Raw genomic sequence first — 23,761 nt, 5'->3', positions numbered from 1 at the left:
GTTTCGGGGATGTGTCTAGAATGACCGGCTCACCTGAGCCCGGGTTTTCTCGCGCGCCTCAAGGTGACAGTAGTAGCCGAAAGGCTAATTTTTTTGTGTATCAGGAGCGTCTAGCCCATGAGTATGCAGGACCCGTTAGCGGACATGCTAACTCGCATCCGTAATGCCCAGATGGCTGAAAAGTCCGTCGTAAGCATGCCTTCTTCGACTCTGAAGGTTGCGGTCGCCAAAGTTCTGAAGGACGAAGGTTACATCGCTGGTTACCAGGTAACCGCCGATGCCAAGCCATCGCTCTCCATCGAGCTGAAATACTTCGAAGGCCGTCCGGTCATCGAAGAAGTCAAGCGCGTAAGCCGTCCTGGCCTGCGCCAGTACAAGTCCGTCGATGAGCTGCCGAAAGTACGTGGCGGCCTGGGCGTGTCTATCGTCTCCACCAACAAAGGTGTGATGACCGATCGTGCTGCGCGCGCTGCCGGTGTTGGCGGCGAAGTTCTCTGCACAGTGTTCTAAGGGGGGATAAGCATGTCTCGCGTCGCTAAGAACCCCGTTAAGCTGCCAGCCGGTGTCGAAGTCAAATTCGCTGGCCAGCAGCTTTCGGTGAAGGGTGCCAAGGGCACTCTCGAACTGAATGTTCACTCGTCCGTAGAAGTGATCGAAGAAGCTGGTGAGCTGCGTTTCGCTGCTCGCAACGGCGATCAACAAACCCGCGCTATGGCCGGTACCACCCGCGCCCTGGTAAACAACATGGTCCAAGGCGTAAGCCAAGGCTTCGAGCGCAAGCTCCAGCTGGTCGGTGTTGGTTACAAGGCACAAGCCAAAGGCAACGTGCTGAACCTGGCGCTCGGCTTCTCGCATCCAGTGGATTACGAACTGCCAGCCGGTATCACCGCTGAAACTCCTAGCCAGACCGACATCCTGATCAAGGGTATCGACAAGCAGCTGGTAGGTCAGGTGGCCGCTGAAATCCGCGACTTCCGTCCGCCAGAGCCTTACAAAGGCAAGGGTGTGCGTTACGCGGACGAAGTAGTCCGTCGTAAAGAAGCCAAGAAGAAGTAGGGCATAGCAAATGACCGACAAAAAAGTTACTCGTCTGCGTCGCGCTCGCAAAGCACGCCTGAAAATGCACGAACTCGAAGTCGTGCGTCTGTGCGTGTTCCGCTCCTCGCAGCACATCTACGCCCAGGTCATTTCGGCCGACGGCAGCAAAGTCCTGGCCAGTGCCTCGACTTTGGACAAAGAACTGCGTGATGGCGCCACCGGCAACATCGACGCGGCCACTAAGGTTGGCAAGCTGGTAGCTGAGCGTGCGAAAGCCGCCGGTGTATCTCAAGTTGCCTTTGACCGTTCCGGCTTCAAGTACCATGGCCGCGTTAAAGCGCTGGCTGATGCTGCTCGTGAAGGCGGGCTGGAGTTCTAAGTTATGGCAAATAACGATCAAAAGCGCGACGAAGGCTACATCGAGAAGCTGGTTCAGGTTAACCGCGTTGCCAAGACCGTAAAAGGTGGCCGTATCTTCACCTTCACCGCGCTGACCGTGGTAGGTGATGGCAAGGGCCGTGTTGGCTTCGGCCGTGGCAAGTCGCGCGAAGTTCCAGCTGCGATCCAGAAAGCCATGGAAGCCGCTCGCCGCAACATGATTCAGGTCGACCTGGATGGCACTACCCTGCAGTACGCCACCAAGTCCGCCCATGGCGCGTCGAAGGTCTACATGCAGCCTGCTTCGGAAGGTACCGGTATCATCGCCGGTGGCGCAATGCGTGCCGTCCTGGAAGTTGCTGGCGTTCAGAACGTCCTGGCCAAGTGCTACGGCTCGACCAACCCTGTAAACGTGGTTTACGCCACCTTCAAGGGTCTGAAGGCTATGCAATCTCCTGAGTCCATTGCTGCCAAGCGCGGCAAGAGCGTTGAGGAGATCCTCTGATCATGGCTACCGTTAAAGTAACGCTGATCAAAAGCACCGCCGGCCGCCTGCCTAACCACAAACTGTGCGTTAAGGGTCTGGGTCTGCGTCGCATCGGTCACACTGTAGAAGTCCAGGATACTCCCGAGAACCGCGGGATGATCAACAAGGCTTACTACATGCTGCGCGTCGAGGGTTAATCGATGAAACTCAATGATCTGAGTCCAGCGCCGGGTTCCCGTCGCGAGAAGCATCGTCCGGGTCGTGGTATCGGTAGCGGTTTGGGCAAGACTGGTGGCCGCGGCCACAAAGGTCAGACCTCCCGTTCCGGTGGCACCATTGCTCCAGGCTTTGAAGGCGGTCAACAGCCGCTGCACCGTCGTCTGCCGAAGTTCGGCTTCGTTTCCCTGAAAGCCATGGACCGCGCAGAAGTGCGTCTGTCCGAGCTGGCCAAGGTGGAAGGCGACGTGATCACCGTTCAGTCCCTGAAGGACGCCAACGTGATTAACCAGAACGTACAGCGCGTGAAAATCATGCTGTCCGGCGAAGTTACTCGCGCGGTCACCATCAAGGGCATCGCAGCCACCAAGGGTGCGCGTGCGGCTATCGAAGCAGCTGGCGGCAAGTTCGAGGAATAAATGGCTAAGCAAGGTGCTCTCTCTTCGCTCGGCAAAGGCGGGATGTCTGAACTTTGGGCTCGTCTGCGTTTTCTGTTCCTGGCGATTATCGTCTATCGGATAGGTGCGCATATCCCAGTTCCAGGTGTTAACCCGGACCGGCTGGCGGAACTGTTTCGACAGAATGAGGGGACCATTCTTAGCTTGTTCAACATGTTTTCCGGCGGTGCGCTGGAGCGCATGAGCGTATTTGCACTGGGAATCATGCCGTACATTTCGGCATCGATCATCATGCAGCTCATGACTGCTGTCAGCCCACAGCTGGAACAGTTGAAGAAGGAAGGTGAATCTGGCCGTCGCAAGATCAGCCAGTACACCCGCTACCTCACCGTTATCCTGGCGTTGGTCCAGGCCACTGGCATGTCCATTGGTCTGGCCGGTCAGGGCGTGGCGTTTTCTGCAGGCTTCGGCTTCCATTTCGTTGCGGTTTCCACTTTCGTGGCTGGCGCAATGTTCATGATGTGGCTGGGTGAGCAGATCACGGAGCGCGGTGTGGGCAACGGTATCTCGATGCTTATCTTCGCAGGTATCGTTGCCGGTCTTCCGAGAGCAATCGGGCAGTCTTTCGAGTCTGCACGTACGGGTGATATCAACATCTTCGCCCTGGTCGCTATCGGTCTGCTGGCAGTAGCGATTATCGGTTTCGTGGTCTTCATCGAGCGTGGTCAGCGTCGTATTGCTGTTCACTACGCCAAGCGTCAGCAGGGCCGCAAGGTCTTCGCTGCGCAGACGAGCCACTTGCCGCTGAAAGTGAACATGGCTGGTGTCATTCCGGCCATTTTCGCAAGCAGCATTCTGCTGTTTCCGGCTTCGCTGGGTTCCTGGTTCGGCCAGTCCGAAGGTTTGGGCTGGTTGCAGGATGTCGCGCAGTCGATCGCTCCTGGTCAGCCGTTGAACATTTTGCTGTTTAGTGCAGGGATCGTTTTCTTCTGCTTCTTCTACACAGCGCTGATGTTCAATCCGAAGGACGTAGCGGAAAACCTTAAGAAGTCCGGTGCCTTTATTCCGGGTATCCGTCCTGGTGAGCAGTCCGCACGCTACATTGATGGCGTTCTGACTCGTCTGACCATGTTCGGTGCTCTTTATATGACGGCCGTGTGCCTGCTGCCCCAGTTCCTGGTCGTGGCTGCAAACGTTCCGTTCTACCTTGGCGGGACCTCGTTGCTGATTGTGGTAGTGGTTGTGATGGACTTTATGTCCCAAGTACAATCGCACCTCGTTTCGCACCAGTACGAATCCCTGATGAAGAAAGCCAACCTGAAAGGCTACGGTGGCAGCGGTCTGCTGCGCTGAAACCCCTAAGGTTCGAGGAGTTGGTGATGAAAGTTCGTGCATCGGTCAAAAAACTGTGCCGTAACTGCAAGATTATTCGCCGCGAAGGTGTGGTTCGAGTAATTTGCAGCGCGGAACCGCGTCACAAGCAGCGCCAAGGCTGAGTGTGATCTGTGCTTCAAACCCAGCAGCTAGTGTGCTGCTGGGTTGATTATTTGTTTCTACAGCGATATTATCTCGCGCCCTATTTCTTGGCTTCCGGGGCGTAGGTAGCTGTCAATTGGAGTCCCACTGAATGGCCCGTATTGCAGGCGTTAACATTCCAGATAACAAGCATACTGTTATCTCGCTGACCTACATCTATGGTGTTGGTCGCACTACTGCACAGAAAATCTGTGCAGATGCTGGTGTAAACCCAGCCGCTAAGATCAAGGATCTGAGCGACGAGCAGATTGAACAGCTGCGTGGCGAAGTCGCGAAGTTCACCACCGAAGGTGACCTGCGTCGTGACATCAACATGAAAATCAAGCGTTTGATGGACCTGGGCTGCTACCGCGGTCTGCGCCATCGTCGGGGTCTGCCAGTACGCGGTCAGCGTACCAAGACCAATGCACGTACCCGCAAGGGTCCGCGTAAGCCGATCCGCAAGTAATCGCACCAGCGAATCGACAGGAATTTAGACATGGCAAAACCTGCTGCTCGTCCTCGTAAAAAAGTCAAAAAGACAGTGGTTGATGGCATCGCCCACATCCACGCGTCTTTCAACAACACCATCGTGACCATCACCGATCGTCAAGGTAACGCTCTGTCCTGGGCTACTTCCGGCGGTTCGGGTTTCCGTGGTTCCCGCAAATCGACCCCGTTCGCTGCTCAGGTAGCTGCTGAACGTGCAGGTCAAGCTGCGCTGGAATACGGCCTGAAGAACCTCGACGTAAACGTCAAGGGCCCAGGTCCGGGTCGTGAATCCGCTGTTCGTGCACTGAACGGCTGCGGCTACAAGATCGCCAGCATCACCGACGTGACGCCAATCCCGCACAACGGGTGCCGTCCGCCGAAGAAGCGTCGCGTGTAATCAGGAGACAGATAAATGGCACGTTACATTGGTCCAAAATGCAAACTGTCTCGTCGTGAAGGCACCGACCTGTTCCTGAAGAGCGGCGTTCGCGCTCTGGAATCGAAGTGCAACATCGAAGCAGCCCCAGGTATCCACGGCCAGCGCCGTGGCCGTCAGTCCGACTACGGCACCCAGCTGCGCGAGAAGCAAAAAGTCCGTCGTATCTATGGCGTTCTCGAGCGTCAATTCAGCGGTTACTACAAGCAGGCAGCGGCCAAGAAAGGCGCTACCGGCGAGAACCTGCTGCAACTGCTCGAATGCCGTCTGGATAACGTCGTATACCGTATGGGCTTCGGCGCTACCCGTGCTGAATCCCGCCAGCTGGTTTCGCACAAAGCGATCAGCATCAACGGCAAGACTGTAAACGTTCCGTCCTACCAAGTTCGTCCGGGTGACGTGGTCGCAGTTCGCGAGAAATCGGCGAACCAGCTGCGCATTGTTCAAGCCCTTGAACTGTGTGCTCAGCGTGGCCGCGTTGAGTGGGTTGACGTGGATGCTGCCAAGAAGTCGGGCGTTTTCAAGAACGTTCCTGCTCGCAGCGACCTGTCTGCCGACATCAACGAAAACCTGATTGTCGAGCTCTACTCCAAGTAAGGGCTAGAAAATAGGTGCATCCATGCAGATTTCGGTAAATGAGTTCCTGACGCCCCGCCATATCGATGTGCAGGTCGTCAGTCCAACCCGCGCTAAAATCACGCTCGAGCCTCTCGAGCGTGGTTTCGGCCATACCCTGGGCAACGCGCTGCGCCGCATCCTGTTGTCCTCCATGCCTGGCTGTGCAGTAGTCGAGGCCGAGATCGATGGCGTACTCCACGAGTACTCCGCGATCGAAGGTGTACAGGAAGACGTCATTGAAATCCTGTTGAACCTGAAAGGCCTGGCTATCAAACTGCACGGTCGTGACGAAGTTACGCTGACCTTGTCGAAGAAGGGTTCGGGGGTGGTTACCGCTGCCGATATTCAGCTGGATCATGATGTCGAGATCGTTAATCCCGATCACGTAATCGCTAACCTGGCGTCCAACGGCGCCCTGAACATGAAGCTCACCGTAGCTCGTGGTCGTGGTTATGAACCGGCCGATTCGCGTCAGAGCGATGAGGATGAAAGCCGCAGCATCGGTCGCTTGCAGCTCGATTCCTCGTTCAGCCCGGTTCGCCGTATCGCATACGTGGTGGAAAACGCCCGTGTCGAGCAGCGTACCAACCTGGACAAGCTGGTTATTGATCTGGAAACCAACGGTACCCTGGATCCTGAAGAGGCGATCCGTCGTGCTGCAACCATCCTGCAACAGCAGCTGGCTGCATTCGTCGACCTCAAAGGTGACAGCGAGCCCGTGGTAGTCGAGCAGGAAGACGAGATCGATCCGATCCTGCTTCGTCCGGTTGACGATCTGGAATTGACCGTACGTTCGGCCAACTGCCTGAAGGCGGAGAACATCTACTACATCGGCGATCTGATTCAGCGCACCGAAGTAGAGTTGTTGAAGACTCCGAACCTCGGCAAGAAGTCCCTGACTGAAATCAAGGACGTTCTGGCCTCCCGTGGTCTGTCCCTCGGCATGCGCCTCGACAACTGGCCGCCTGCAAGTCTTAAGAAAGACGACAAGGCGACTGCCTGATCGTCGTAATCACCGAACGTAGTGTTTGGTAAGGAATGAATCATGCGTCATCGTAAAAGTGGACGTCACCTGAGCCGTACCAGCTCTCACCGCAAGGCCATGTTCCAGAACATGGCGGTGTCGCTGATCGAGCACGAGCTGATCAAGACCACCCTGCCAAAAGCCAAGGAGCTGCGTCGCGTTGCCGAGCCGCTGATCACCCTGGCTAAAGAAGACAGCGTTGCTAACCGTCGTCTGGCTTTCGACCGTACCCGTTCGAAAGAAGCCGTTGGTAAGCTGTTCAACGATCTGGGCAAGCGCTATGCCACCCGTCAGGGCGGCTACCTGCGTATCCTCAAGTGCGGTTTCCGCGCTGGCGATAACGCACCTATGGCGTACGTCGAGCTGGTTGATCGTCCAGTCGGTGGCTCGGTAGAAGCCGCTGAGTAAGACGAACAGTCTTCTACAAGAAACCGGGCCTAGTGCCCGGTTTTTTGTTTTCAGCATTTCGAGAATGAAAAGCACTCTTGCGGCAAAGTCGAAATGATAAGAAGAACTCGCCTCATTTGGCGGGTATTTCAATGAAAATCACTACTGTTCACCGGCTTTTTTACGTATTTTTGCGCATTTTCCAGTGACCTGCCGGTCATCCTGGTTCACACTATCGACTTTCAAACAGGGAGATGCGGGACGATGCAAGGTCACCCGGACGTAATCGACTACCTCAACACGTTGCTGACGGGCGAACTGGCGGCACGCGATCAGTACTTCATCCACTCGCGCATGTACGAGGACTGGGGCTTCAGCAAGCTCTACGAGCGTATCAACCACGAGATGGAAGAAGAGGCACAACACGCCGATGCCCTGATCCGACGCATCCTCATGCTCGAAGGCACTCCGCGCATGCGTCCTGATGATCTGGATGTCGGTACCAGCGTACCGGACATGATCGCTGCTGACCTGCGCCTGGAATACAAGGTTCGGGCCGCGCTGTGCAAAGGCATCGAACTGTGCGAACTGCACAAGGACTACATCAGCCGCGATATCCTGCGCCAGCAATTGGCCGATACCGAGGAAGATCACACCTACTGGCTGGAAAAGCAGCAAGGCCTGATCAAGTCCCTGGGCCTGGAAAACTACCTGCAATCGCAGATGTAATTCCCGGCGCAAATGAAAAGCCCCTGTCGCTCAACACGACAGGGGCTTTTTTTAGGTGTTGCACTCAGGCGCGGTCGCGTTCCAGCAATGGCTTGAGATAGTGCCCGGTGTGGGACTGTTCCATCTTCGCCAACTCCTCCGGCGTACCGCAAGCGATGATCTGACCGCCCTTGGAGCCACCCTCGGGACCCAGGTCTACAAGCCAGTCGGCGGTCTTGATCACGTCCAGGTTGTGTTCGATCACCACTACGGTGTTGCCGTGGTCGCGCAGACGGTGCAGCACGTCCAGCAATTGCTGGATATCCGCGAAGTGCAGGCCGGTGGTCGGCTCGTCGAGGATATACAGGGTTTTGCCGGTATCACGCTTGGACAGCTCGCGGGACAACTTGACCCGCTGCGCCTCGCCCCCGGACAGGGTGGTGGCCGACTGCCCGAGCTTGATGTAGGAAAGCCCGACGTCCATGAGCGTTTGCAGCTTGCGCGCCAGCGCCGGCACCGCATCGAAGAACTCCCGTGCTTCCTCGATGGTCATCTCGAGCACTTCGTGGATGTTCTTGCCCTTGTACTTGATCTCAAGGGTTTCGCGGTTGTAGCGCTTGCTCTTGCAGACATCGCAAGGAACATAGATGTCCGGCAGGAAGTGCATCTCCACCTTGATCAAGCCATCGCCCTGGCACGCCTCGCAGCGGCCGCCCTTCACGTTGAAGGAAAAACGTCCCGGACCGTAGCCTCGGGAGCGAGACTCCGGCACCCCGGAAAACAATTCGCGGATCGGGGTGAACAATCCTGTGTAGGTCGCCGGGTTGGAACGAGGAGTACGACCGATCGGGCTCTGGTCGATATCCACCACCTTGTCCAGGTGCTGCAGGCCGTCGCAGCTGTCATGAGCGGCCGCCTCCAGCGTGGACGCCCCGTTGAGGGCAGTCGCGGCCAGCGGGAACAGCGTGTTGTTGATCAAGGTCGATTTGCCCGAGCCGGAAACGCCGGTGACACAGGTCAGCAGGCCGATCGGGATCTCCAGGTTGACGTTCTGCAGGTTGTTGCCCCGCGCGCCCTTGAGCTTGATCGACAGCTTCTTGTTGCGTGGTGTGCGCTTGGCCGGAACGAGGATCTTCTTGCGACCGGACAGGTACATGCCGGTCACCGAATCAGGATGAGCCATGACCTCGTCCGGAGTGCCTTCGGCCACGATCTGCCCACCATGCACACCGGCACCCGGGCCGATGTCCACCACATAGTCGGCCAGACGGATCGCGTCTTCGTCATGTTCCACCACGATCACCGTGTTGCCGATATCGCGCAGGTGGTTGAGGGTTGCCAGCAGGCGGTCGTTATCGCGCTGGTGAAGGCCGATGGAGGGCTCGTCGAGGATGTACATCACCCCGACCAGGCCGGCACCGATCTGGCTGGCAAGGCGGATGCGCTGGGCTTCGCCACCGGACAGGGTGTCGGCACTACGGTCGAGGGTCAGATAATCGAGTCCGACGTTCACCAGGAACTGCAGGCGTTCACAGATTTCCTTGAGAATCTTGTCAGCGATTTCTCCACGGCGACCGGTCAGTTTCAATCCGCCGAAGTAATCGCTGGCCTCGCCGATCGGCAGACCGGTGACTGCCGGCAAGGTTTTTTCACCAACCCACACATGCCGGGCCTCACGGCGCAGGCGGGTGCCACGGCAATCCGGGCAGGGCTGGGTGCTGAGGAACTTGGCCAGTTCCTCGCGAACGGTGGCGGACTCGGTTTCGCGGTAGCGCCGCTCCAGGTTCGGCACGATGCCTTCGAAGGGGTGCGAGCGCTTGACGATATCGCCGCGATCGTTGAGGTACTTGAAGTCCACGTTCTGGCTGCCGCTACCGTGCAGGATGGTCTTCTGCTGGTCCGCAGGCAGCTCTGCGAAGGGCTTTTCCAGGCTGAAACCGAAGTGCGCGGCCAGCGACCCGAGCATCTGGAAATAATAGACATTGCGTCGATCCCAGCCACGGATGGCACCTTCCGCCAAGGTCAGCTCGGCATTGACCAGGCGCTTGACGTCGAAGAACTGCTTGACCCCCAGACCGTCGCAGGTCGGGCAAGCACCGGCCGGGTTGTTGAAGGAGAACAGCTTGGGCTCCAGCTCGCTGATGGCGTGGCCGCAGATCGGGCAGGCGAAACGTGCGGAGAAAATCATTTCCTCGCCAGGCTCGTCGTCCATCGGCGCGACCAGGGCGATACCGTCTGCCAGGTTCAGCGCGGTCTCGAAGGACTCGGCCAGGCGCTGCTGCAGATCGGCACGGACCTTGAACCGATCCACCACCACATCGATGCTGTGCTTTTTCTGTTTGTCGAGCTTGGGCAATTCATCCAGCTCGAACAGCTTGCCGTTGACCCGCGCACGCACGAAGCCCTGGGCGCGCAGTTCCTCGAAAACCGCCAGGTGTTCGCCCTTGCGCTCGCGCACCACCGGCGCCAGCAGCATCAGCTTGCTGCCTTCGGGCTGGGCCAGGACCAGGTCGACCATCTGGCTGACGGTCTGGGCCTCCAGCGGAATATCGTGATCCGGGCAGCGTGGCGTGCCTACGCGGGCGTAGAGCAGGCGCAAGTAATCGTAGATCTCGGTGATGGTGCCGACGGTGGAGCGCGGGTTGTGGGAGGTGGATTTCTGCTCGATGGAAATCGCTGGCGACAGGCCCTCGATGGTATCCACGTCGGGCTTTTCCATCATCGACAGGAACTGCCGGGCGTACGCCGACAGCGACTCCACATAGCGCCGCTGGCCTTCGGCATAGAGCGTATCGAAAGCCAGGGACGACTTGCCGGAACCGGACAGCCCAGTAATCACGATCAGTTTGTCGCGAGGCAGAGTCAGGTCGATGTTTTTCAGGTTGTGGGTGCGAGCCCCACGAATCAGGATCTTGTCCACTACGGCCTCGCTTGGCGGGCATAAACGCAGAAGTATACGGGGCGTGGCCATTACGCGGCAAAGCGTCGCGTAGATGCCGTTAACCGATGGGACTGGTAGAATCGCCGCCGGTTCACACGAGGTATATCCATGCACGATCCCCACAGCGAACGCATGAGCGGCAGCGAAACCCGCGCCGCAGGCGGCCTGGCCCTGGTGTTCGCCTTCCGTATGCTGGGCATGTTCATGGTCCTGCCGGTGCTGGCGACCTATGGCATGGACCTGGCCGGTGCCACGCCGGCCCTGATTGGCCTGGCGATCGGCGCCTACGGCCTGACCCAGGCGGTCCTGCAGATTCCTTTCGGGATCATCTCCGACCGCATAGGCCGACGCCCGGTGATCTATCTCGGACTGGTGGTCTTTGCGCTGGGGAGTGTGCTGGCGGCCCAGGCCGATTCGATCTGGGGCGTGATCGCCGGACGCATCCTGCAAGGTGCCGGGGCGATCTCCGCGGCGGTGATGGCGCTTCTGTCGGACCTGACCCGCGAGCAGCATCGGACCAAGGCCATGGCCATGATCGGCATGAGCATCGGTCTTTCGTTCGCCGTGGCGATGGTCGTCGGGCCGTTGCTGACCCGCGCGTTCGGTCTTTCGGGGCTGTTCCTGGCGACGGCGGCGATGGCACTGGTCGGGATTGCCTTGATCGCCTTCGTTGTTCCGACGTCCAACACCCAGCTGCATCATCGCGAGTCCGGTGTAGCCAGGCAGGCGCTTGGTCCGACGCTGCGCCATCCTGATCTGCTGCGCCTGGATGTGGGTATCTTTGTCCTGCACGCAATCCTCATGGCCAGCTTCGTCGCGCTGCCGCTGGCCTTCGTCGAGCGTGGCGGGCTGCCCAAGGAACAACACTGGTGGGTGTACCTGACGGCACTGCTGATTTCATTCTTCGCAATGATTCCGTTCATTATCTATGGTGAAAAAAAGCGCAAGATGAAACGCGTCCTTCTGGGCGCGGTCAGTGTCTTGCTCCTGACGGAGCTGTTTTTCTGGGAGGTGGGGAACAGCCTGTCGGCGCTGGTGATCGGAACCGTCATCTTCTTCACCGCCTTCAACCTGCTGGAAGCGTCGCTGCCTTCGTTGATCAGCAAGGTGTCGCCCGCTGGCGGCAAGGGCACGGCGATGGGGGTCTACTCCACCAGCCAGTTCCTCGGGGCGGCGCTGGGCGGGATTCTCGGTGGATGGCTGTTCCAGCATGGTGGGTTGGTAACCGTATTCCTGGGGTGTGCAGCTTTGTGCGCGATCTGGCTCGTGGTTGCTGTTACCATGAACGAACCACCTTATGTAACGAGCCTGCGCATGCCGTTGTCGCCCGAGGCGCTGCGCGAAGCGGGCTTGTCCGAGCGCCTGAAGGCCGTGCCGGGTGTGACCGACGCAGTGGTGGTTGCTGATGAAGCTGCCATCTACATCAAACTTGATACACAAATTTTGGATCGCTCGACCCTGGAACGCCTGGTCAATCCGGCGTCCGCGGCGAGTGAAGCCTAGGAGAACGTTATGGCCCGTGGGGTTAACAAAGTTATTTTGGTCGGCACCTGTGGCCAGGATCCTGAAGTTCGCTACCTGCCGAACGGTAACGCAGTCACCAACCTGAGCCTGGCTACCAGCGAGCAGTGGACCGACAAGCAGACCGGTCAGAAGGTCGAGCGCACCGAATGGCATCGCGTCTCGATGTTCGGCAAGGTCGCCGAGATCGCTGGCGAGTACCTGCGCAAGGGTTCCCAGGTCTACATCGAAGGCAAGCTGCAGACTCGCGAGTGGGAAAAAGACGGCATCAAGCGCTATACCACCGAAATCATCGTCGACATGCAGGGCACCATGCAGCTGCTTGGCGGTCGTCCGCAGAACCAGGACGGTGGTGCCCCGCGTGACAACTACAACCAGGCGCCGCAGCAGGCTCCACGCCAGCAGGCCCAGCGTCCGCAACAGGCTCCGCAGCGTCCTGCTCCTCAGCAGCCAGCGCCGCAGCCGGCCCCGGATTTCGACAGCTTCGATGATGATATTCCGTTCTGATTCGCTACTGCCGCGTCAGTAAATGAAGAAGGCCCAGTCTCCTGAGGAGACTGGGCCTTCTTCATTTCAGCCTGGAAATTGCTTTGTCTTTGAGGGCCTCATCGCTGGCAAGCCAGCTCCCACAGGTCCAGCGGTGCAGCGATGAGGCCCTGCGTTAAGCCCGCTCCCCACACATATCCAGTGCAAACCAATGCCGCGCCGTCGCCAGGTCCAGCCCGGCCCCGAGCAGGCCGAACATCTTGCCCAGCGCCGCTTCCCGAGTCATGCCGCCGCCGGAGACCAGCCCGGTATCCCGCAGTCGGCTCCCGGCCTCATAGATATCGAACACTACGCTGCCTTCCATGCACTGGCTGATCGCCGCCACCAGCACTCCGCGCTGGCCCGCATCGCGCAAGGCGTCCAGCAGCGCCTCATCATCCGACGGTCCGGTGCCGCTGCCGTAACACTCCAGCAGCAGGCCCTTTATTCCAGTCTCCAGCAGCGCTCGCACATGGGCCGCCTGGATCCCCGGGTACATTGGCAGCACGGCCAGGTTCACCGGCGAGCGCGGTTGGCAGTAGCTGAGCGTGGTCGGCAATTCCGCCGCCCGTTCGCCTTCGCGATGACGGGGCAGGGCGGCGAATGCATCGAAGGCCTCGCTGCGCAGCTTGCTGGCGCGTACACCAGACATCAGCTTGCCAGCGAAGAACAACTGCACGCCGTTCTCCAGTCCTTGGCTGAACAACGCCAGCGCACCGGCGAGGTTGTCCCAGGCATCACTGTCCGGGGCGCCGGCAGGCAGCATCGAGCCGGTCAGCACTACCGGCACGTCCAGGCCCAGCAGCAGGAACGACAAGGCCGCTGCGCTGTAGGCCAGGGTGTCGGTGCCATGCAGCAACAGCACGCCATCGTGACCGTCTTGCTTCACCGCTTCGACGATGGCGTCGCGCATCGCCAGCCAGTTGCCCTGCTGCATGTTGGCGCTGTCGAGCAGCGGCGACATTTCCTGCAAGCGCCAGTCGGGGCGTGGCGCCTCGGGGTGAGCGTCCAGCCAGGCACGCATGCGCGCCTCGAAACCGCCCGCCGGGGCCAGCCCCTCGGGCGTTTGCAGCATGCCGATGGTGCCGCCGGTATAGAGGACGAGGAGATTCTTGACTGCGCGCATAAGGGGATTTCCAAAGCAAAAACAGAAAAATCGGGCAAAAAAAAGCCGCCCGCGAAGGGGCGGCTCTCTTTCTGAAGCGAGAAGCGGGTCGAACTTAGCGCTGGGTTTGCGCTGCGCCGGCAACGCTGCTGTCGGCGGCTTCAGCCTTGACACCTTCCGGCCAGGCGGCACGGTCCAGGTCCAGGTCGGCGAACTTGGCCGAGTCGAACACCGGCTGCGAGATACCAGCCTTGCGTTGCTCGTCGTAGTCGCGCATCACCCGCAGGCCGACCTTGAACAGCAGGGCCAGGGCCATCAGGTTGACGAAGGCAAGGCAGGTCATGGTGATGTCGGCGAAGGCGAACACGGTGCCCAGGTTCTGCACCGAACCCCAGACGATCAGCGCCAGGACCAGGGCGCGGTAGCCCATCAGTACCATGCGGTTACGGGTCAGGAACTGCAGGCTGTTTTCGCCCAGGTAGTAGTTGTAGAGGATGCAGGTGAAGACGAACAGCGACAGGGCGACGCTGACGAAGATGCGACCCCAGTCACCGACTACTGCGGCCAAGGAGTTCTGGGTCAGGACAATGCCGTCGCCTTCGAAGCCCGGCGTGTAGAAGCCCGACAGCAGGATCAGCAGTGCGGTGCAGGTGCAGATGACGAAGGTGTCGAGGAATACGCTGAATGCCTGCACAACGCCCTGGGCGCCCGGGTGCTTCACGGCGGCGACGGCGGCGACGTTAGGCGCGCTGCCCAGGCCGGCTTCGTTGGCGAATACGCCACGCTTCACGCCCATGACGATGGCGCTGCCCAGCAGGCCGGCGAAGGCTGGATCCAGGCCGAAGGCGCTTTTGAAGATGGTTTCGAGCATGGCCGGAACGTGGTCGATCTGGGTACCGATTACGTACAGGGTGACGCCGATGTAGGCCAGGGTCTTGATTGGAACCAGCAGGTCGGAAACTGCCGCGATGCGCTTGATGCCACCGACGAATACGATCGCCAGCAGGATGGCCAGGGCGATGCCGGTGTGGTTCGGCGCGAAGCCGAAGGCGTTTTGCAGCGAGTGGGTCACGGTGTAGGACTGCAGGCCATTGAAGGCGAAGCCGTAGGTGACCAGCAGCAGCAGGGAGAACACCACGGCCATGCCCTTCAGCTTCAGGCCATGCTGGATGTAGTACGCCGGACCGCCACGGTACAGGCCATCGCCATCGGCGCGCTTGTAGACCTGGGCCAGGGTACATTCGAAGAAGCTGCTGGACATGCCGACCAGGGCAGTGACCCACATCCAGAACACGGCGCCCGGGCCGCCCAGGGTCACGGCGATACCGACACCGGCGATGTTACCCGCACCGACCCGGCCGGCCAGGCTCAGCATCAATGCCTGGAAAGAGCTCAGCTGGCCAGCCTGGCCGCGCAACGATTCCTTGAATACACCGAACATGTGGCCGAAATGGCGGAACTGGACGAAACGGGAGCGGATGGTGAAATAGCTACCCAGTCCGACGATGAGCACGATGAGGAGTTTCCCCGAAAGGAAATCGTTGAGCGCTTCGAGCATGGAAGTGACCTCGGATTCTTATTCTTTGCATGAAAGACAGATAGGACGGCGTGCAAGCACCAGGTCCATGGCGCGCATGTTTGGCCATGACAACTACGGTTACAATTTCGCCACTTGCTCTGTTTTGGTGCGACTTGATGCTAAACTGGCGCCTGTTGCATCAGCCGGATCCGTTTCCATGAGTGAAAACCTCGGTATCAACCTCAAGTTGGCCTGCAGCCACTATCGCTCTATCTCGGAGGTTTGCCGCCAGCTCTCGATCAACCGGGCGCAATTCAACAAGTACCTCAGCGGGCAGAGCCAGCCGACGGCGTACAACCTCAAGCGCATTGGCGATTTCTTCGGGGTCGAGGATTACGAACTTGGCATGCCGCCGGAGCAGTTCGCCCGGCTGATCGGCGCGCGTGGCGCCACGGTGGCGAACCCCGTGCAGAACGATCCCTTGCTTGAGCTGCTGCGCCCGCTGCGCGAGCACGCCGGCAACCTGTCGCGCTACTGCGGGTACTACTTCGAATACTCCAACTGCATGTCGGTACCGGGCAGCATTCTGTTGTCCTTGGTGCATCTGTACGAAGACAATGGCAACTACCTTTTCGAGCGCCAGGAGCGTCAGGAGCGCTCCAGCAGTACCGACGTGCAGGCCGAGGATTGGGTGCGTTGCCGCTACCTGGGCGCGGCCTTCCAGTTGCAGGACCGGGTGTTCCTGATGGATTACGAGTCGCTCACCGTCAACGAGATGAGCCAGACTGTGCTGATCCCCAGTTTCAAGAGCCGGATCACCCGTCTCAACGGCCTCAAGACCGGGGTTTCCAGCGGTGATCGGCGCACCCCGGCCTGCACCCGGGTGGTCTGGGAATATCTCGGTCCGGAAATCAACCGCATTAATGCCTATCGCCAGGTGAAGCTGTATCGACCGGACGATCCGCGTATCGACGATGATGTGCGCGAGCGCCTCACCGCCGGGCCGATCCGCAACGGCCTGTTCGAGATCGAATGAATCAAGGCCACTCGTCTGCCACCCATTCCACCAGCGGATTGCCGACGTCCATCAGCAGCTTGGTTGCCATGACCGTGCACACGCACACCACCAGCGGGCGGATCAGGCGCGGGCCGAAATGCACGGCGCAGCGTGCCCCCAGTTGCGCGCCAAGCATGGCGCACAGGGCCATCACCAGTGCCAGGGGCCAGAGCAGCTTGCCGCTGGCAGCGAAGACCAGCAGGGCGCCGAGATTGCACGCGGCATTAAGCAGTTTGCTGTTACCGACCGAGCGGAGCATGCCCTGGCCCAGCAATAGCATGAACGCGAGCATGAAGAACGAACCGACCCCCGGGCCGAACACGCCGTCGTAGAACCCCAGCAGCGGCGCGATCAGCAGGCAGAACAGGCCCGGCGGTATCCGTGGCTTGCGCAGTTGCTGGTCGTCCAGGCGCGGACTGAAGGCGAAGTAAGCGGCCACCAGGATCAGCAGCACCGGCACCCCGGCCTGCAACAAGTCATGGGGGACCAGGCTGACCGACAGTGCACCGAGCGCACCACCGACGAACGCCATCAAGGCCATGGGCAGGCCGCTGTTCCAGTCCAGCATGCCGCGCCGGGCAAAGGCCCAGGTCGCCGAGACCGTGGCGCTGGCGGCCTGGAACTTGTTGGTGGCCAGCGCCGCCAGCGGATCGAGGCCGGCGATGAACAGCACCGGCAGGGTGATCAGCCCACCGCCTCCGGCGATGGCATCGAAGAACCCGGCCAGCAGCGCGACGGTGGCGAGTATCAGTAGCAGGGATAAATCGATTTCCAGCATTGAATGGTTACTCCAGGGCTATCAACCGCGCACCAGCAGCGGGTCTTGCTTGAGGATCAGCGGGCGGGCGAAGCGCGAATAACCGAACAGCCGTATCAGCAGGCGACGGTTGTCGCACAACGATTCGCGGCCATGCAGGGCGCGCGTGTTGTTGACCAGCAGCACGGTGTCCGGCTGCAGCACGAAATCCACCGGCCGGGTCTGTGCCAGGCGCGACTGGAAGGCGTCGAAGGCCCGGGCGGCGGCATCGCTGGCTTGCTCGTTGAGGGAAAAGCGGTAGGCGTTGTAGCGCACGCTAAAACCACCTTGCTCGTCGAAGTCGATGATGGAGGTGGCTGCGCCGCCAGCACCGTGACCATCGACGAAGCATTCGCTGCGGGTGAAGTCGAACGAGCGTGAACTCAACGCCAGCACATCAAGGCTGCCCAGCCCTTCGATCACGCTGCGCAGCGGGACGATGCGGGTTGGCTCGCCGGCCGGGTTCCAGCGGGCGCTGAGGACCAGGGCCGAAGGCGCCGGGGAGTGTCCGTCGCGGGCGACCACCGAGCAGTGATAGGGCGCCTCGGTGTGCGGGCCCAGGCGCAGGCCGGCGTGGGAACTGAGCTCCACCGGCTTGCGGCGGTCTTCATCGTGGCGCGGCAAGCGCCCGCCGCCCTTGAAGTTGTCGACCAGGCGCAGGTGCTTGCCATCGTTGTCGATATCGAACGCGAAGGCGCAATGGCGTACCAGTTCCAGCAGCACCTGGTTGCGCGAGCCCAGGTACAGGCAGGTGAAGTCCTGCTCCAGCGCCGCCAGTTCCGGCAGCCGCTCAGGCAGCGGGTCGTCCTTGGGCGCGCGCAAGCGGGCGAATAGCAAAGCGGCGAGCTTACCGTCGGCAAACAGGTTCACCGTGGCCTGCTGCACCGGTTGCAGGCTGGCTTCCAGCAAACGTGCCCACAAGCGCGCCTTGAGCGCGGCGCCTGGCGCCTGAGGGCCTCCGTGGCGGGCAAGGTCGAGGCTGGCCTTGTGCAGTTGGTCGAGCTGGTCGTTATCGAGGGTGAGGGTGGCGATTTCGCAGTCCTTCATGGGCAACCTTCCTTAGCAAATAGAGGATTCGGGGCGTCCTTGCCCCACGATGGCTCCTGACTGCGCAACAGGTAGCCGGCAAGGTAGATATTGAAGGTGGTTTTTTCGGTCGCCGAAGTCAGTTGGTTCTTTTGCCGGTGTAAGCGGATTCCTATTTGAGAGTGTGGGAAACCGCCCTGCTTGACCTGCGCGGCTAAACATTTCGTGGGCTCGGGCGGTTGGACTTCCCTCGGCGGAAACCGCAAACTACGTGCTTGCCTTCAATCAACCTGAGCGGACCTGCTGAACCTATGCGAATGCGCCTGATGCTGTTGGGTGGTGGAAATGCCCTTGGGCAAGCGCTGATTCGTCTCGGGGCCGAGGAGGACATCGGCTTTCTCGCGCCACGCCCGCCCGAACAGGGCTGGGATGCCGCGAGCCTGACCCAGTTGCTCGATGACACCCGGCCCGGCGCCCTGGTCAACCTGGCCTACTACTTCGACTGGTTCCAGGCCGAGTCGGTCAGCGAGCAGCGCCTGGCCTCCCAGGAGCGCTCGGCAGAGCGGCTCGCCGAGCTGTGCCAGCACCACAACATCATTCTCGTTCAACCGTCCAGTTACCGGGTGTTCGATGGCTCGCGCGCGACGGCCTACAGCGAAAAGGACGAGCCGGTGCCCCTGGGCCTGCGTGGCCAGGCGCTGTGGCGCATCGAGCAGAGTGTGCGGGCCATCTGTCCGCAGCATGTACTGCTGCGCTTCGGCTGGGTGCTGGACGACAGCCCCGACGGTATCCTCGGGCGCTTCCTGACCCGGGCGGAAACTGCCAACGAGCTGTTCCTGGCCGACGATCGGCGGGGTAACCCGACCCCGGTGGACGATGCCGCCCGGGTCATTCTCTCGGTCCTCAAGCAACTGGATTGCGCCGCGCCGCTATGGGGTACCTACCACTACGCCGGCAACGAGGCGACCACGCCGCTGGCGCTGGGTCAGGCGATCCTCGGCGAAGCCTCGCAATTGCGCCAGCTCGCGGTCGAGGCCCCCACCGCCCAGGCCCACGCCGCGCGTCCCGATGCTGCCGAAGAACCGCAACACGCGGTGCTGGCCTGCAAGAAAATCCTTCACACCTTCGGCATCAAGCCGCGTGCCTGGCGCTCCGGCCTGCCGACCTTACTGGATCGATTCTATCGTCATGGCTGATGCCCCCATTCTGATTACCGGTGGCGCTGGCTTCATCGGTTCCCACCTGTGTGACGCCCTGCTGCAGAAGGGCCATTCGGTGCGTGTGCTGGATGACCTGTCCACCGGCAAGCGTGACAACCTGCAACTCGGCCACCCCGGGCTGCAACTGATCGAAGGCGACGTCGCCGATGCAGAGCTGGTCAAGCGCGCTGTCGAAGGCTGTCGGGCCGTGGTGCACCTGGCGGCGGTGGCCTCGGTACAGGCCTCGGTGGATGATCCGGTGAAGACCCACCAGAGCAATTTCATCGGCACGTTGAATGTCTGCGAGGCGATGCGCCTGGCCGGCGTCAAGCGCGTGCTGTTCGCTTCCAGCGCGGCGGTCTACGGCAACAATGGTGAAGGCGAGTCGATCAGCGAGGACATTGCCAAGGCACCGCTGACACCCTACGCCTCGGACAAGCTTGCCAGCGAGCAGTACCTGGATTTCTACCGTCGCCAGCATGGCCTGGAGCCCGTGGTATTCCGCTTCTTCAATATCTTCGGCCCGCGCCAGGATCCGTCCTCGCCTTACTCCGGGGTGATCAGCATCTTCTGCGAGCGCGCGCTGAGCGGCACGCCGATCACCGTGTTCGGCGATGGCGAGCAGACCCGGGATTTCCTCTATGTCTCCGACCTGGTCGCGGTGATGGTGCAAGCGCTGGAAATGCCACGGGTGGAAGAGGGGGCGGTGAATATCGGCCTGAACCAGGCGACGTCGTTGAACCAGTTGCTGGAGGCATTGCGCAGTGTGCTGGGAGACTTGCCGGCAGTGAGTTACGGGGTAGCGCGCAGCGGCGATATTCGCCACTCGCGGGCGGATAACCGCCGGCTGCTGGAGCGGTTCGGGTTGCCTGAGGTCACGCCATTGGCGGTGGGCCTGAGCCGACTGCTAGGCCGCTGAGTGCCGTATCAGCCAGCTCAGGCCCCTGTGGGAGCTGGCTTGCCAGCGATGAGGCCCTGAAGGCCGCCATAAAAAAAGGGCCGCTTGCGCGGCCCTTTTTTGCATTCAGAATTTGTAGCCGATACCCACCATGTAGACCCATGGATCGATATCCACATCGACCTTGGTCTTGCCCACGCCCAGTGCGCTCGGCCCGTCGATGCTGGCTTCGGTGTTGATATCCACGTACCAGACCGAGGCGTTGACCAGCAGGTTGTCGTTGATCATGTAGTCCATGCCCAACTGGCCGGCGAGGCCCACGGAGTTTTTCATTTTCATGTTGCTGAAGCCCTGGTCCTTGCGTTCGCTGGTCAGGTCTTCGTTGAAGAACAGGGTGTAGTTCAGGCCGATACCGGCGTAAGGCTGGAACTTCGAGCCGGCATCCATCGGGTAGTACTGGACCGACAGGGTGGGTGGCAGGTGCTTGATGTCGGCCAGCTTGCCATCGAGGGCAGGGCCGAGGCCTTTCACGTTCACCTGGTGCTGGAACGGGGTGGCGGCCAGCAGTTCGATACCGACGTGGTCGGTGACCATGTAGGCGAAGGCCAGGCCCAGCTGGGTGTCGCTGTCCACGGTTGCCTTGGTGCCGGCGACCTTTACGCCGTCGAGTTTCAGGTTGCCGCTGTCTTCGTTCGGGGCGACGGTGGCTGCACCGGCGCGGACGATGAAATCACCGGCCTTGTGGGCGTAGGCGGCAGGCGCTGCGAGCGCGAGGGCGATCAGCGAGGCGCCGAGCAAGGACTTGTTCATGGAAGCTCCCAGGGGACATTTGGATTCGATGGTTCCAATGTTAAGGAGCTGCCACGGGGCGATACTTGATTCAGCTCAATGAAAGCGAAGGCGTTGTGGCGAGGCCATTCATTGTAGTTCGTAAGCGTAGATTTTCTCGGCTTCCATCTGATATCCGGCCTCGGCCAGCTCGCTGGACGACGACTGGACACGCATGGGCCCTTCGATCCAGTAGGGCTGGTACAGCTCCTCGACCTTGATGCCGATCTCGCTGACCACATGCACGATCTGGTTCGACGGTGGCGGAGGGACATGGATGCAGGCGCCGTAGTACGGCACCAGGAGAAACTCCGTGGTGCGCCCGTCCTCACCGACTTCCAGCGGCACGATATAGCCCGGCAGCTTGACCTGCTGGCCGTCGAGTTCCTTGACCACCGGCGCGTCCGGCACCTGCTGGTGCGCCGCCGGCGCCGCTTCGGCCGCCAGCGCGTCCCCCAGGTTGGAGAGTTGCGAAAGGTTGTGCAGCGGTGCCAGTTGCGGCTCGATCACCGGCGCGCCGGGGGGAATCAACTGCGGCCATTCCAGGGTCCGGGGCTCACCGGCCCAGGCGGGCAGGGCGCAAAACAGCAACAACAACAGGGCACGGCGCATTCCACGGATACTCACAGATGAATGGACAGGCCATCGGCCAGCGACTGTCGATAGGCCCGCCACGCGGGGATGCTGCCCATCAGCAGCGCAGCCCCGAGGATGATCGCCAGCAGGGTCCATTCGTGGCTGCTCGGCAGGGCCAGCGGCAGGTATAACCCATAGTTGGCCTGCACGTAACCCTGGGCTGCGGCGATGCCCAGGTACAGAAGTCCCAGCCCTGCGCCGATCCCGGCCAGGGCCAGGGCAAAGGCCTCCAGCACCAGCAGCCCGGCGATGTGCCACGGTCGTGCGCCTACCGAGCGCAGAATGGCCATTTCCCGGCGGCGCTCGTTGAGGCTGGTAAGGATGGCCGTGAGCATGCCGATCAGCCCGGTCAGCACCACGAACAGCGATACCACGAACAGCGCCTGCTCCGCCGTGCCCATCAGGCTCCACAGTTCCTGTAGGGCGACGCCGGGCAGGATCGCCAGCAGCGGCTCGCTGCGGAACTCGTTGATTTCCCGTTGCAGCGAGAAGGTCGCCACCTTGCTGTTGAGGCCGAGCATGAAGGCGGTTATCGCCGTCGGCGTCAGGTCCATGTTGCGCGCCTGGTCGGCGCTGATACGCCCGTTGCCACGCGCCGGCACACCGTTGTGCCAGTCGATATGGATCGCCTCCATGCCACCCAGGCTGATGTGCAAGGTGCGGTCTACCGGGGTGCCGGTGCGCTTGAGCACGCCGACCACGGTGAAGGGCTTGTCGTCATGCTTGACCAGGCTGATGGCGGCCACTCCATGGGCCAGCACCAGCTTGTCGCCGAGCTTGTAATGCAGGGCTTCGGCAACCTCGGCGCCCAGCACCACCTCGAATGGATCGCTGGCAAACGCCCGGCCCTGGCTCAGTTCCAGGTTCTGCCGATGGCCGTACTGGTAGTGCTCGAAGTACGCCTGGGTCGTGCCCATCACCCGGTATCCGCGGTGCGAATCGCCCAAGGAAATCGGGATCGCCCACTTCACCCGACGGTCGTTGGCATAGTGTTCGAAGCTGTCCCAGCGAATGTTGTTGGTGGCGTTGCCGATGCGGAAGACCGAATACAGCAGCAGGTTCACCGAGCCGGAGCGGGCGCCGACGATCAGGTCGGTACCGCTGATGGTGCTGGCGAAGCTGGCGCGGGCTTCGGTTCGGACCCGTTCCACGGCCAGCAGCAGGCACACCGACAGGGCAATGGCGAAGGCGGTGAGAAAAGCGGTGAAACGGCGGTTGGCCAGGCTGGCCAGGGCAAGGCGGAGCAGGTACATCAGACCTCCGTATCGCTGGCAGGGCGGGCCGCGCGGTTGAGTTCGGCAAGGGACGACTGGCAGTCGAACAGCGGCGCCAGGCTTTGGTCATGGCTAACGAACAAGAGGCTGGAGCCGGCGTCGCGGCATTCGGCGAACAGCAAGCGGATGAAGGCCTCGCGGGTATCGGCGTCGAGGGCCGAGGTGGGCTCGTCGGCGATCACCAGCTCCGGCTGGCCGATCAACGCCCGGGCTGCAGCAACGCGTTGCTGTTGGCCGATGGACAGGCTGTCGGCGCGACGGGCGAGCAGGGTCGGGTCGTTCAGGCCGAGGTGGGCAAGCAGCACGCTGGCGGCTTCGGCGACGCTGCCATGGCGTTGAGCAGCACGTTCGGCGCGCGTCCTGGAAAAACGACAAGGCAGCTCGACGTTCTCCCGCACCGACAGGAACGGCAGCAGGTTGAACTGCTGGAAGATGTAGCCGGTGTGGTCGACGCGGAAACGGTCGCGGGCGCTCTGGCTCAGTTCGCCAAGGTCCTGGCCGAGCAGGCGGATGCTGCCGCGGTCGGCTTTCTGCACACCGCCGAGCAGGCCCAGCAGGGTGGTCTTGCCGCTGCCGCTGGGGCCCTTGAGGAACAGCGATTCACCGGCGTCGAGGCGCAGCGCCGGGATGTCCAGCAGCGGTGGTTGGCCCGGCCAGGCGAAGCCCAGGTCGGTCAGTTCAATCAGTGCCTGGCTCATAAATCGACGCCCGGGTTGCCCCGGGCGCTTCACTGGATAGG

The 23,761-nt window shown here is 61.1% G+C and carries 28 protein-coding genes; 19 read left to right on the top strand and 9 right to left on the bottom strand.

Annotation, left to right across the window (positions count from 1 at the left end; translation table 11 throughout):
* Window positions 1-117 precede the first annotated feature (117 nt).
* From rpsH to bfr, 14 genes are all read left to right on the top strand, one after another.
* Window positions 118-510 (top strand): 30S ribosomal protein S8, encoded by a 393-nt coding sequence (gene rpsH / locus N7650_RS17770; RefSeq protein ID WP_009397498.1) that lies wholly within the window; start codon window positions 118-120, stop codon window positions 508-510.
* A gap of 12 nt (window positions 511-522) precedes the next feature.
* On the top strand, window positions 523-1,056 hold the full coding sequence (rplF, locus tag N7650_RS17765; protein WP_009397497.1) for a 50S ribosomal protein L6: 534 nt from the start codon (window positions 523-525) through the stop codon (window positions 1,054-1,056).
* Between the two features lie 10 nt (window positions 1,057-1,066).
* Window positions 1,067-1,417, top strand: coding sequence for a 50S ribosomal protein L18 (gene rplR / locus N7650_RS17760; protein WP_009397496.1), 351 nt, complete (start codon window positions 1,067-1,069; stop codon window positions 1,415-1,417).
* A 3-nt stretch (window positions 1,418-1,420) separates the two neighbouring features.
* Window positions 1,421-1,921, top strand: a complete 501-nt coding sequence (rpsE, locus tag N7650_RS17755) for a 30S ribosomal protein S5 (RefSeq protein WP_009397494.1) — start codon at window positions 1,421-1,423, stop codon at window positions 1,919-1,921.
* A 2-nt stretch (window positions 1,922-1,923) separates the two neighbouring features.
* A complete protein-coding gene (gene rpmD / locus N7650_RS17750) occupies window positions 1,924-2,100 on the top strand; it encodes a 50S ribosomal protein L30 (RefSeq protein ID WP_009397493.1) in 177 nt (58 codons plus the stop codon).
* A gap of 3 nt (window positions 2,101-2,103) precedes the next feature.
* Entirely contained in the window at window positions 2,104-2,538 is a 435-nt protein-coding gene (gene rplO / locus N7650_RS17745) for a 50S ribosomal protein L15 (protein ID WP_009397491.1), read from the top strand.
* Window positions 2,539-3,870 carry a preprotein translocase subunit SecY gene (secY, locus tag N7650_RS17740; protein ID WP_009397489.1) on the top strand — a complete coding sequence of 444 codons (1,332 nt, stop codon included), beginning with the start codon at window positions 2,539-2,541 and terminating at the stop codon, window positions 3,868-3,870.
* 26 nt (window positions 3,871-3,896) lie between these two features.
* Window positions 3,897-4,013 (top strand): 50S ribosomal protein L36, encoded by a 117-nt coding sequence (gene rpmJ, locus N7650_RS17735; RefSeq protein ID WP_002555468.1) that lies wholly within the window; start codon window positions 3,897-3,899, stop codon window positions 4,011-4,013.
* Between the two features lie 131 nt (window positions 4,014-4,144).
* Window positions 4,145-4,501: a 30S ribosomal protein S13 gene (gene rpsM / locus N7650_RS17730; RefSeq protein WP_009397487.1), complete on the top strand. Its 357-nt coding sequence runs from the start codon at window positions 4,145-4,147 to the stop codon at window positions 4,499-4,501.
* 30 nt (window positions 4,502-4,531) lie between these two features.
* Entirely contained in the window at window positions 4,532-4,921 is a 390-nt protein-coding gene (gene rpsK, locus N7650_RS17725; protein ID WP_002555466.1) for a 30S ribosomal protein S11, read from the top strand.
* Between the two features lie 15 nt (window positions 4,922-4,936).
* Window positions 4,937-5,557, top strand: coding sequence for a 30S ribosomal protein S4 (gene rpsD, locus N7650_RS17720; protein WP_009397470.1), 621 nt, complete (start codon window positions 4,937-4,939; stop codon window positions 5,555-5,557).
* 22 nt (window positions 5,558-5,579) lie between these two features.
* Window positions 5,580-6,581 carry a DNA-directed RNA polymerase subunit alpha gene (rpoA, locus tag N7650_RS17715; protein ID WP_003186012.1) on the top strand — a complete coding sequence of 334 codons (1,002 nt, stop codon included), beginning with the start codon at window positions 5,580-5,582 and terminating at the stop codon, window positions 6,579-6,581.
* Window positions 6,582-6,623: 42 nt separating this feature from the next.
* Window positions 6,624-7,010: a 50S ribosomal protein L17 gene (rplQ, locus tag N7650_RS17710; RefSeq protein ID WP_009397469.1), complete on the top strand. Its 387-nt coding sequence runs from the start codon at window positions 6,624-6,626 to the stop codon at window positions 7,008-7,010.
* Between the two features lie 243 nt (window positions 7,011-7,253).
* Window positions 7,254-7,718: a bacterioferritin gene (bfr, locus tag N7650_RS17705; protein WP_064302107.1), complete on the top strand. Its 465-nt coding sequence runs from the start codon at window positions 7,254-7,256 to the stop codon at window positions 7,716-7,718.
* Window positions 7,719-7,782: 64 nt separating this feature from the next.
* Here bfr and uvrA read toward each other — a convergent pair whose 3' ends face one another.
* Complete coding sequence (gene uvrA, locus N7650_RS17700; RefSeq protein WP_279899334.1) at window positions 7,783-10,617, bottom strand: excinuclease ABC subunit UvrA; 2,835 nt, start codon at window positions 10,615-10,617, stop codon at window positions 7,783-7,785.
* A 129-nt stretch (window positions 10,618-10,746) separates the two neighbouring features.
* Between uvrA and N7650_RS17695 the strand changes: the two genes are divergently transcribed.
* Both N7650_RS17695 and N7650_RS17690 read left to right on the top strand, forming a co-directional pair.
* The gene (locus N7650_RS17695) at window positions 10,747-12,141 is read left to right on the top strand and encodes an MFS transporter (RefSeq protein WP_279899332.1); all 1,395 of its coding nucleotides are present in this window, start codon (window positions 10,747-10,749) and stop codon (window positions 12,139-12,141) included.
* 9 nt (window positions 12,142-12,150) lie between these two features.
* Window positions 12,151-12,666, top strand: a complete 516-nt coding sequence (locus N7650_RS17690; RefSeq protein WP_009397464.1) for a single-stranded DNA-binding protein — start codon at window positions 12,151-12,153, stop codon at window positions 12,664-12,666.
* 154 nt (window positions 12,667-12,820) lie between these two features.
* Here the strand turns inward: N7650_RS17690 and N7650_RS17685 are convergent, their stop codons facing one another.
* Both N7650_RS17685 and N7650_RS17680 read right to left on the bottom strand, forming a co-directional pair.
* Window positions 12,821-13,810, bottom strand: coding sequence for an asparaginase (locus tag N7650_RS17685; RefSeq protein ID WP_009397463.1), 990 nt, complete (start codon window positions 13,808-13,810; stop codon window positions 12,821-12,823).
* Window positions 13,811-13,904: 94 nt separating this feature from the next.
* A complete protein-coding gene (locus N7650_RS17680; protein WP_009397462.1) occupies window positions 13,905-15,347 on the bottom strand; it encodes a sodium:alanine symporter family protein in 1,443 nt (480 codons plus the stop codon).
* A 178-nt stretch (window positions 15,348-15,525) separates the two neighbouring features.
* Between N7650_RS17680 and N7650_RS17675 the strand changes: the two genes are divergently transcribed.
* Window positions 15,526-16,344: a helix-turn-helix transcriptional regulator gene (locus N7650_RS17675; protein ID WP_009397461.1), complete on the top strand. Its 819-nt coding sequence runs from the start codon at window positions 15,526-15,528 to the stop codon at window positions 16,342-16,344.
* 1 nt (window position 16,345) lies between these two features.
* Here N7650_RS17675 and N7650_RS17670 read toward each other — a convergent pair whose 3' ends face one another.
* Entirely contained in the window at window positions 16,346-17,143 is a 798-nt protein-coding gene (locus N7650_RS17670) for a TSUP family transporter (protein ID WP_009397460.1), read from the bottom strand.
* A gap of 21 nt (window positions 17,144-17,164) precedes the next feature.
* Window positions 17,165-18,208 (bottom strand): TauD/TfdA family dioxygenase, encoded by a 1,044-nt coding sequence (locus tag N7650_RS17665; protein WP_279899327.1) that lies wholly within the window; start codon window positions 18,206-18,208, stop codon window positions 17,165-17,167.
* 290 nt (window positions 18,209-18,498) lie between these two features.
* On the opposite strand from N7650_RS17665, the gene N7650_RS17660 reads away from it, so the two are divergent.
* On the top strand, window positions 18,499-19,383 hold the full coding sequence (locus N7650_RS17660; RefSeq protein WP_279899326.1) for a sugar nucleotide-binding protein: 885 nt from the start codon (window positions 18,499-18,501) through the stop codon (window positions 19,381-19,383).
* Window positions 19,376-20,305, top strand: a complete 930-nt coding sequence (locus N7650_RS17655; protein WP_009397455.1) for an NAD-dependent epimerase/dehydratase family protein — start codon at window positions 19,376-19,378, stop codon at window positions 20,303-20,305. The genes N7650_RS17660 and N7650_RS17655 overlap by 8 nt, the downstream gene beginning before the upstream one ends.
* Window positions 20,306-20,410: 105 nt before the next feature.
* Here N7650_RS17655 and N7650_RS17650 read toward each other — a convergent pair whose 3' ends face one another.
* From N7650_RS17650 to N7650_RS17635, 4 genes are all read right to left on the bottom strand, one after another.
* On the bottom strand, window positions 20,411-21,094 hold the full coding sequence (locus N7650_RS17650) for an OmpW family outer membrane protein (protein ID WP_009397454.1): 684 nt from the start codon (window positions 21,092-21,094) through the stop codon (window positions 20,411-20,413).
* 108 nt (window positions 21,095-21,202) lie between these two features.
* Window positions 21,203-21,724: a DUF3299 domain-containing protein gene (locus N7650_RS17645; RefSeq protein ID WP_009397453.1), complete on the bottom strand. Its 522-nt coding sequence runs from the start codon at window positions 21,722-21,724 to the stop codon at window positions 21,203-21,205.
* An 11-nt stretch (window positions 21,725-21,735) separates the two neighbouring features.
* Window positions 21,736-23,001: an ABC transporter permease gene (locus N7650_RS17640; RefSeq protein WP_009397452.1), complete on the bottom strand. Its 1,266-nt coding sequence runs from the start codon at window positions 22,999-23,001 to the stop codon at window positions 21,736-21,738.
* Window positions 23,001-23,720 (bottom strand): ABC transporter ATP-binding protein, encoded by a 720-nt coding sequence (locus tag N7650_RS17635; protein WP_279899324.1) that lies wholly within the window; start codon window positions 23,718-23,720, stop codon window positions 23,001-23,003. Before N7650_RS17635 ends, N7650_RS17640 begins: the two co-directional genes overlap by 1 nt.
* Window positions 23,721-23,761 lie beyond the last annotated feature (41 nt).

This window comes from Pseudomonas sp. GD04058, assembly GCF_029836855.1.
In the GTDB taxonomy this organism is placed as follows: domain Bacteria; phylum Pseudomonadota; class Gammaproteobacteria; order Pseudomonadales; family Pseudomonadaceae; genus Aquipseudomonas; species Aquipseudomonas bharatica.
This window is presented reverse-complemented; position numbering and strand designations above follow the sequence as displayed.

What these genes read in the sequence shown, in the direction of transcription:
- N7650_RS17665 (WP_279899327.1), bottom strand. Translation starts at nt 18,208, where the DNA reads ATGAAGGACTGCGAAATCGCCACCCTCACCCTCGATAACGACCAGCTC.
- N7650_RS17635 (WP_279899324.1), bottom strand. Translation starts at nt 23,720, where the DNA reads ATGAGCCAGGCACTGATTGAACTGACCGACCTGGGCTTCGCCTGGCCG.
- rpsE (WP_009397494.1), top strand. Translation starts at nt 1,421, where the DNA reads ATGGCAAATAACGATCAAAAGCGCGACGAAGGCTACATCGAGAAGCTG.
- rpsD (WP_009397470.1), top strand. Translation starts at nt 4,937, where the DNA reads ATGGCACGTTACATTGGTCCAAAATGCAAACTGTCTCGTCGTGAAGGC.
- rpsH (WP_009397498.1), top strand. Translation starts at nt 118, where the DNA reads ATGAGTATGCAGGACCCGTTAGCGGACATGCTAACTCGCATCCGTAAT.
- N7650_RS17655 (WP_009397455.1), top strand. Translation starts at nt 19,376, where the DNA reads ATGGCTGATGCCCCCATTCTGATTACCGGTGGCGCTGGCTTCATCGGT.
- N7650_RS17680 (WP_009397462.1), bottom strand. Translation starts at nt 15,347, where the DNA reads ATGCTCGAAGCGCTCAACGATTTCCTTTCGGGGAAACTCCTCATCGTG.
- rpsK (WP_002555466.1), top strand. Translation starts at nt 4,532, where the DNA reads ATGGCAAAACCTGCTGCTCGTCCTCGTAAAAAAGTCAAAAAGACAGTG.
- N7650_RS17660 (WP_279899326.1), top strand. Translation starts at nt 18,499, where the DNA reads ATGCGAATGCGCCTGATGCTGTTGGGTGGTGGAAATGCCCTTGGGCAA.
- secY (WP_009397489.1), top strand. Translation starts at nt 2,539, where the DNA reads ATGGCTAAGCAAGGTGCTCTCTCTTCGCTCGGCAAAGGCGGGATGTCT.
- rpmD (WP_009397493.1), top strand. Translation starts at nt 1,924, where the DNA reads ATGGCTACCGTTAAAGTAACGCTGATCAAAAGCACCGCCGGCCGCCTG.
- N7650_RS17670 (WP_009397460.1), bottom strand. Translation starts at nt 17,143, where the DNA reads ATGCTGGAAATCGATTTATCCCTGCTACTGATACTCGCCACCGTCGCG.
- rplR (WP_009397496.1), top strand. Translation starts at nt 1,067, where the DNA reads ATGACCGACAAAAAAGTTACTCGTCTGCGTCGCGCTCGCAAAGCACGC.
- N7650_RS17685 (WP_009397463.1), bottom strand. Translation starts at nt 13,810, where the DNA reads ATGCGCGCAGTCAAGAATCTCCTCGTCCTCTATACCGGCGGCACCATC.
- rplQ (WP_009397469.1), top strand. Translation starts at nt 6,624, where the DNA reads ATGCGTCATCGTAAAAGTGGACGTCACCTGAGCCGTACCAGCTCTCAC.
- rpmJ (WP_002555468.1), top strand. Translation starts at nt 3,897, where the DNA reads ATGAAAGTTCGTGCATCGGTCAAAAAACTGTGCCGTAACTGCAAGATT.
- rplO (WP_009397491.1), top strand. Translation starts at nt 2,104, where the DNA reads ATGAAACTCAATGATCTGAGTCCAGCGCCGGGTTCCCGTCGCGAGAAG.
- rpsM (WP_009397487.1), top strand. Translation starts at nt 4,145, where the DNA reads ATGGCCCGTATTGCAGGCGTTAACATTCCAGATAACAAGCATACTGTT.
- N7650_RS17645 (WP_009397453.1), bottom strand. Translation starts at nt 21,724, where the DNA reads ATGCGCCGTGCCCTGTTGTTGTTGCTGTTTTGCGCCCTGCCCGCCTGG.
- N7650_RS17695 (WP_279899332.1), top strand. Translation starts at nt 10,747, where the DNA reads ATGCACGATCCCCACAGCGAACGCATGAGCGGCAGCGAAACCCGCGCC.
- N7650_RS17650 (WP_009397454.1), bottom strand. Translation starts at nt 21,094, where the DNA reads ATGAACAAGTCCTTGCTCGGCGCCTCGCTGATCGCCCTCGCGCTCGCA.
- rpoA (WP_003186012.1), top strand. Translation starts at nt 5,580, where the DNA reads ATGCAGATTTCGGTAAATGAGTTCCTGACGCCCCGCCATATCGATGTG.
- rplF (WP_009397497.1), top strand. Translation starts at nt 523, where the DNA reads ATGTCTCGCGTCGCTAAGAACCCCGTTAAGCTGCCAGCCGGTGTCGAA.
- bfr (WP_064302107.1), top strand. Translation starts at nt 7,254, where the DNA reads ATGCAAGGTCACCCGGACGTAATCGACTACCTCAACACGTTGCTGACG.
- N7650_RS17690 (WP_009397464.1), top strand. Translation starts at nt 12,151, where the DNA reads ATGGCCCGTGGGGTTAACAAAGTTATTTTGGTCGGCACCTGTGGCCAG.
- N7650_RS17675 (WP_009397461.1), top strand. Translation starts at nt 15,526, where the DNA reads ATGAGTGAAAACCTCGGTATCAACCTCAAGTTGGCCTGCAGCCACTAT.
- N7650_RS17640 (WP_009397452.1), bottom strand. Translation starts at nt 23,001, where the DNA reads ATGTACCTGCTCCGCCTTGCCCTGGCCAGCCTGGCCAACCGCCGTTTC.